The organism is Acaryochloris sp. IP29b_bin.137 (assembly GCF_028285745.1).
Lineage (GTDB): Bacteria > Cyanobacteriota > Cyanobacteriia > Thermosynechococcales > Thermosynechococcaceae > Acaryochloris.
The window spans coordinates 1-6,997 of record NZ_JANQOP010000130.1; the positions used below are offsets into that span (position 1 = coordinate 1).

The 6,997-nt window shown below is 48.9% G+C and carries 7 protein-coding genes; 1 reads left to right on the plus strand and 6 read right to left on the minus strand.

Going from position 1 to position 6,997, the window contains the following annotated elements:
* Positions 1-205 precede the first annotated feature (205 nt).
* The 6 genes from bioB to Q0991_RS10065 all read right to left on the minus strand — a co-directional run bounded on the left by bioB (position 206) and on the right by Q0991_RS10065 (position 5,412).
* Entirely contained in the window at positions 206-1,282 is a 1,077-nt protein-coding gene (bioB, locus tag Q0991_RS10040; RefSeq protein WP_299487944.1) for a biotin synthase BioB, read from the minus strand.
* A gap of 87 nt (positions 1,283-1,369) precedes the next feature.
* Positions 1,370-1,963, minus strand: a complete 594-nt coding sequence (locus tag Q0991_RS10045; protein WP_299487946.1) for a DUF4178 domain-containing protein — start codon at positions 1,961-1,963, stop codon at positions 1,370-1,372.
* Between the two features lie 19 nt (positions 1,964-1,982).
* Positions 1,983-3,542 (minus strand): polyamine aminopropyltransferase, encoded by a 1,560-nt coding sequence (locus tag Q0991_RS10050; protein ID WP_299487947.1) that lies wholly within the window; start codon positions 3,540-3,542, stop codon positions 1,983-1,985.
* An 8-nt stretch (positions 3,543-3,550) separates the two neighbouring features.
* Positions 3,551-3,781: a hypothetical protein gene (locus Q0991_RS10055; RefSeq protein ID WP_299487948.1), complete on the minus strand. Its 231-nt coding sequence runs from the start codon at positions 3,779-3,781 to the stop codon at positions 3,551-3,553.
* 75 nt (positions 3,782-3,856) lie between these two features.
* Positions 3,857-4,849 (minus strand): hypothetical protein, encoded by a 993-nt coding sequence (locus Q0991_RS10060; protein ID WP_299487950.1) that lies wholly within the window; start codon positions 4,847-4,849, stop codon positions 3,857-3,859.
* Between the two features lie 134 nt (positions 4,850-4,983).
* Positions 4,984-5,412, minus strand: a complete 429-nt coding sequence (locus tag Q0991_RS10065; protein ID WP_299487952.1) for a hypothetical protein — start codon at positions 5,410-5,412, stop codon at positions 4,984-4,986.
* Between the two features lie 108 nt (positions 5,413-5,520).
* Here Q0991_RS10065 and mnmE point away from each other — a divergent pair, with 108 nt between their 5' ends.
* Positions 5,521-6,888, plus strand: coding sequence for a tRNA uridine-5-carboxymethylaminomethyl(34) synthesis GTPase MnmE (mnmE, locus tag Q0991_RS10070; RefSeq protein ID WP_299487954.1), 1,368 nt, complete (start codon positions 5,521-5,523; stop codon positions 6,886-6,888).
* The last annotated feature ends 109 nt before the right edge of the window (positions 6,889-6,997 follow it).

Here is a 6,997-nt window from a genome sequence, read left to right on the forward strand (position 1 = left end):
AGCAACTCACATCTAGGATGGAGACATTTTGCTGTCCACTGGTGAGGAAATTGCTCAAGCATCCTGACTTTCTCTCTGTCTAAAGTGATAAAAGAGGGCTATAGCAATCCGAGCCTGGGTTAGGACATTTGCTAATCCTAGATGCCTTTCTATAGATGGCTTTTTAGAGATCAAGATGTTTCTCAAAAATCCTAAGCTGCTATACCTATGGGTTTGGAGAATTGATCGTAGTCAGTGGATTGAGAATATTCGGGTTGTTATCCAGTTGGAACTGGGATGTTGAACTGAGGTTTTTACTGGACGACACATCGCCAGCCACTTCAAAACCCGCATCATAAATCAGTTGATAGACTTGATCGATGCTATGTCCCCTTGTGGCGAGGTAACCTTCGACAAAGAGAGAATTGGCAGGGTAGAGTGCTAATGCCTGCAGTCCCCTCAAATGACCTTCTCGACCGCCCCCGATGCGAATTTCAGCTTTGGGATTTACAAATCGGAACAGACAAAGAATACGCAAGCAGCGTTGAGGCGTGAGCTGGTTACAGTCATAAATAGGATTTCCTGAAATCGGGATGAGGAAGTTGATGGGAATTGAGGGGACTTGGTACTGATGCAGTTGATAGGCAACATCAACAATATCTTGGTCGGTTTCTCCCATACCCGCAATCATACCGCTGCATAAGTCTAACCCTGCTGAGCGAGCTGCTTTTAAAGTGTTAATCCGGTCTTGGAACGTGTGGGTTGTGACAATATCAGGGGTATGAGATTCACTGGTGTTGAGGTTGTGGTTCAGCCGATCGAGTCCTGCCGCCTTAAGAATAGTGGCCTGTTCTTGATCCATTAAGCCCGCTGAGAGACAGGTTTGAATTCCCACCTCAGTTTTGATACGGCGAATAATATGGGCTAAGTGCTGGGTACGGTCTGCGGTTGGGCCTCGACCGCTGGAGACCAGACAGTAGCGATATACGCCTTTTGCCTTGGCTTCATGGGCCTCTTGGATAATCTCCTCTTCGCTTTTGAGGGGGTATTTTTTGATTGGAGCGTCGGAAATCTTTGACTGGGCACAATAGCCACAATCTTCAGGGCAGAGGCCATTTTGAATATCATTAATGCGGTGCAGCATCACCTGCCGACCAAAATAGGTCATCCGCACTTCCCCAGCTGCAGCGACCAAACACAGCAGATCAAGGTTGGGGTTCGATAAGATGTCTAAGGCCAAGGTCTGGGGGAAGGTTGCGTCTGATAAAGCGATTTTGACCCACTCATTGAAATCGCTGTCCATACTTGACCTCTGACCTTCCGTTTCATGGCATAACTTAGTCAGAATATCCTATTTGCGTATCGGGTCTGAACCAAACATTGCGCAACGTTAAGCCCCATAGATGCGTTGACCATCACCAGGGAGTAGGGTAAGTACAGAGGGGTGAATTTTTTGACCAACGGTGACTTCGATATCGCCATCCCAGTTTTCGATCGATAGGATTTTCCTATCCGGTCCTTGGTAATCAAAATATTGACATCGCTCAGCATTGCGGTTGAGAGTAGACCCTTTGCGAGTCATTTGAGCCGTGCCCGATCCCTTATGACGATAGGTTTCATTGGCAAAGGTGAGTTCAGGGGGCGGATTGCTGCCAACTTCAAGGGCAGTAGTGACTTCCAGTAGCGCCACTTCAACCACATCATCCTCTTCCACAGAGAGCCATTGGCGACTGTTGCCGTCCTGGAGCAGGTACTCCAGCCAGGAGTAGCCTTGGTCGTTATAAACGAGTTTACCTTCAACCACCCAGTCCGTACCCATATGTTGGACAATATCACCCACTTCTAGGGTAAAGACGGTGCGTTCGAGGGAGGGCAAAGCTTGGGACTGGGACGCGAAGGGAAGAGATTTACCGGATTGTTGTCTGATGTACAGGACAATCCCAATAACGCCCATAATAATGATAAATAGCCAAAGGTAAGCCATAGTCTGCCTCTAAAATGCTTCAATAATAGGCCGACCAGCGAGGATCGGCTTGGTACTGAACGATAACTGGATCGGTGAGCCGATTGATCTTGGCTTTACCGATAGAAATATCTTTGGGAAGTTGAAAGAGTTCAGGGAGCAGTGCTGGAGTCAGGAACCGGGTGGGAATCGTTAAGTTCTCTGATGAAAACTGTACCGGCTCTGGGGAAGCTAATACAAACCCCCAAGGGCCAAAACTCGGTACGTTCACGGTGTAGGGATAGACTTGTAAATCAGTCGCCGTTAAGGTTGTGGCAATACAATCGATCACTTTAGGAGCAAAAAAAGGACTGGAGGCCTGGGTGACGAAGATGCCTTGGGGGGCGAGGCGAAGGAAAAGTTGTCGATAGAACCCTTGGGAGTAGAGCTTAGCAAGGGCAGGGCGATCGGGGTCGGGGAAATCGGCGATAATCACATCGAAGGTATCTGGAAGTTGGGGGGCGAGCCTAAAAGCATCTCCATAAACCACTTCTACTCGTGGATCATCTAAGGCATGGGCGTTACCATCGGCGAGCACCGGATACTGACGGGCGAGCTTTACGACAGCAGGATCCAGCTCAACGAGCACCACTTTTTCAACTTCCGGCCATTTGAGGATTTCCCGTAGAGCCATGCCATCCCCTGCCCCGAGCACCAGAACCTGACGTCGCTGGGTGTTGGTACTCAGGGCTGGATGGACCAGGGCTTCGTGATAGCGATATTCATCGACGGTTGACAGCTGAAGGTCCCCATCCAGGTAGAGACGCGTATCGTTGCCAGAGCGGGTGAGGACAATGCGTTGGTAAGTGGACTGGATGCGGCTGACAATGGGGGCTCTGTAGAGGGTATTTTCTAAGCGATCGCTAAACGGTATCACGAACGGGGCAAACACGCAGAGTCCGATGCCAAGGCCAAGACCCCAATAACTCCAGGACCGCATACCCCGAAACAACCGTCCCAAGCGAAATACCATAAAGGCGGGTAATGAACCGATTAAAACGGCGGTGGGAAATAATCCCAGGAGGGGTAGGAACAGAACGGGAAAGGCCAAGGAGCCGATTAATGCTCCGACGTAATCCAGCGCTAGGACACCAGCAAGGGCAGATTTAACATCGCGATCTTGTTCAATAATGCGCGTCAAAATAGGAACTTCTAAGCCGGATAGAATGCCTAAAATCAGCGTTACCAAAAACAGCCCCAGCCAAATGGGTCCATCGGCAACAAACACAACGAATAACCCAATAGGCAAGCCAGCCGTTAAAGGAGCAATAACCAGTTCAATTTGCAGAAAAACTCTGAGAAGACGGCGTTGCTGGTTGTCAACGGCAATAAACTGGCTAATGTAGGCACCTAAGCCCATAGCTGCCAGAAAACCGCCTACAGCTACGCCATAGGCTAAAGCGGTATTACCGACTAGATAGCTGGCTAAAGTCCCTAAGAGTAGTTCTGCCGCTAAGCCAACGCTAGATGAGATCGCGGCTGCCGCTAATAACCAGCGCCGCTGAGCAGAAGTGAGCGGAATCGGTTCAGGCACCGCAGCGGTTAATTCTGACCCGGACATACCGCAGTTTATTTACCTACACCCAAACTACCGCCCCGGAATCCACTGTAGGAAGATCGAGCTGGGGAGACGACCCAAACTCCACGACGATAGCGTCCTGAAGTTCGGGTACCTCGACGCGTCCAGTGATTCGGTTGACGCTCTTGCCGAAGTTGAAAGGCAGAACGCTGGGTATAAGCAGCCAAAACGGAAGCGGCTACAATTCCAACAGTTGCGACGGAGAAAAGTTTTGTCAGCATAGTTAAAAAGGTTTCTACTGCCATCCTAAATGAGAAAAAATCAAGTTGCACCCATGGAAGTGGTGCGTTAGGGCTCTAGGCGGCCCCAATATGAGCGACTTTGACAGGCCCTAAGGTCACAGCCCCTTGCTTGATGATCAGTCGGGTTGAATCCACGGGAGCATCGGGGGTGACTTCCACATAGAATCCATAGGAACTGGGTTTTTCCAGAACCATAAAAAAGGTGGCCTGTCCATGGGTACTGTCAATGTCACCATCTTCGTCTCGCTTGAATTTGAGGGGCATCACGTTAGAAGCATTAAAAAGCTCGTCGCCATTGCCATCTCTGACCATAAGCCGACAGTTGAGAGAAGGAGGAGAGGTTTCATCGGCTACCGTTTTGACGACGACTTTAATGAGTTTATTGGGGCCACCTGCCGTAACACGGTCTCCTAAGTCGCTATCTCCAATACTTTTATCGCTTAAGGTGGCTCCAGCTGATTTGGAAAACAGGCAGGTTAAACCAGCCATTAATAATCCCCCCCAAAAACCAGGCCAGAGATAGCGAGTATCGATAATGCCCTGGTTGACCCTGATTCGAAAAGAGACAGGCTCAGTCAGGGGCTGGTTGTTTTTGGTGGCATATTCTAGGACCTCTACCACAACGTTAATGGGTTCAGATTTAGCAGTACTCACATCTAAACCTGCATCAAGGTCGTCTTCTTGCCAGGTTCCCGTTTGCCCGTCTTCACGCCAAACACCAGATTCATTCCAGGCATTTTTGAGACCTGCTGCAAGGATTTTGTCCTGCTGATCTCGGATTTGAACCTCATAGGCAAGCCAGCGATTCGTTCTGATCTTGGCAGTCACATCTACTCTAAGTGCTCCAATTGCTTGGGGCTTGATTTTGATGGGCTGTAGTCGAGCGGGTTCGCCTGCTCGGGCCTGCAAGGTTTTGGAGGCTAAGGGTTTGACAAAAAAGATAGAGCTTAAACCGGCCAAAATGATCACGCCAACGGAACCGAGGGCCAAGTAGACCCAAAGATTCATAAACCGGCTTGTTGTTTTATATTCAACCTGACTGGGCATGGGTATTGATGACAGATAACAATAAGAAACGCTGCAGCTCTAGTCGCGTTCAGTGGGTCTGCAGGCAAGTATAGCTTGGTTGAAATACTGGCAAGGAATTTGAAGACAACGATCCATCATTAGGAAGCAATTTGCTATTGGAAGCCTTTTCGACATTCGAACAAGCCTTGCACAATTGTGATCGACAGAACGAAATGAATCACAAAGATGGGAAGTAAGCTTATAGCGGGGGTATTCGGTTGATTTGCGGTCGTTGCAGCAATGATTGAGTTAAACATGGGCTTAATAGCATCTAAAGCTGCCAGGATTTGAATAATCTGAATCGCCAAAGTTGTAACCCACGCCCAGCGTTGTCGTTTCCATAAACCGTAGGCACAAATAAAACCTAAGAACGAAAATACGATTACAAGCGCAACCTCAGAGGTAATGATTGCAGATACAACTGTTGTGGAACTGAGATTATTTGAAGTAGCGATATTTTGGCTTTTGAATAACCCAATAATGCTTTGTAAGACTTGGACAGAGACTAATCCCGATAATTTGCGCTGATCATCCTTGTTCATAAGCAATCATTTATGTCTTTCACAACTTAATAAAGTCATTCCCTGATCGTCACCATACAAAAATAGAGTTCAATAGCAGTGAGTTAGGGTGTTCTGTCTAAAAAGTTTATGAAGCAAACTACGATCGCAGCGATCGCAACCGCTATTGTGCCCCAACAAGGCAGTATTGGTATCGTTCGCCTGTCTGGTGTAGATGCAGTATCGATTGCCAAGCAGCTCTTTCAGCCGCCGGGAAACCAGCAGTGGGAGAGTCATCGAGTTCTCTATGGTTATATTCAACAGCCTTTAACGCAGCAGATTATTGATGAAGGTTTGTTACTGCTGATGCTGGCGCCTCGCTCCTATACCCGTGAAGATGTGGTGGAATTTCATTGTCATGGGGGCATGATTGCTGTGCAGCAAGTGCTTGAGGCCTGCTTACAAGCAGGAGCAGAACTTGCTCAACCGGGAGAATTTACCCTCAGAGCTTTTTTGAATGGCCGTTTGGACTTAACTCAGGCGGAAGGGGTAGCGGATTTGGTGGGGGCGCGTTCACCCCAGGCGGCACAGGCAGCTTTAGCAGGCGTCCAGGGTAAGCTAGCATCCCCGATTCGAGTGCTGCGTCAGCGTTGTCTGGATAGCTTGGCAGAAGTAGAAGCTAGGGTCGATTTTGAGGATGATTTACCGCCCTTGGATGAAGCGGGTGTCCAATCGGAATTGCAAGACATTCATGCTACCCTTCAAGCGATCTTAGCAACGGCAGATCAAGGCGAATTATTGCGAAATGGTCTGAAAGTGGCGATTATAGGTCGTCCAAATGTGGGGAAGTCGAGCTTGTTAAATGCGTGGTGTCGATGCGATCGCGCCATCGTTACGGATCTCCCCGGCACCACGCGGGACGTGGTGGAATCCCAGTTAGTGGTAGGGGGCATTCCTATTCAGGTTTTGGATACCGCTGGGATTCGCGAGACGGAAGATCAGGTTGAACAAATTGGCGTAACGCGATCGCATCAAGCCGCTCAATCGGCTGACCTGGTCTTGCTCACCATCGATGCCTCCGCTGGATGGACCTCCGAAGATCAGCATCTTTACCAAGCCTTCCAAGATTTGCCGATGATTTTGATTGTGAATAAAGTTGATTTAGCCCCTAAAGAACAGGTGGTCTACCCGGAAGTAATTGCTCAGGTGGTGCCGACCATTGCCGCCCAAAACCAGGGCATCTCTGAATTGGAAACGGCAATATTGGCAACGGTGCAAACCCAGTCTCTGCAAGCTGCCAATTTAGATTGGGCGATTAATCAGCGACAGGCTGCCGCCCTGCAAAAAGCTCAGGCCGCTTTAGAGCATGTTCAAGGTGCGATCTCAGATCAGCTCCCCCTTGATTTTTGGACCATAGACCTGAGAGGCGCCATTCAAGCCTTAGGCGAAATCACGGGAGAAGACATCACAGAATCAGTGCTCGACCGCATATTTAGTCGCTTTTGTATTGGTAAATAGGTCGTAATTAGCAATACCTTCGCCAACCAAGGATAAGCCCCCTAGGTATTAGTCAAGAGGGCTTTAGTAGGACACTTGGAATTACTCCTAATCCAGTATCGCTAAAGCC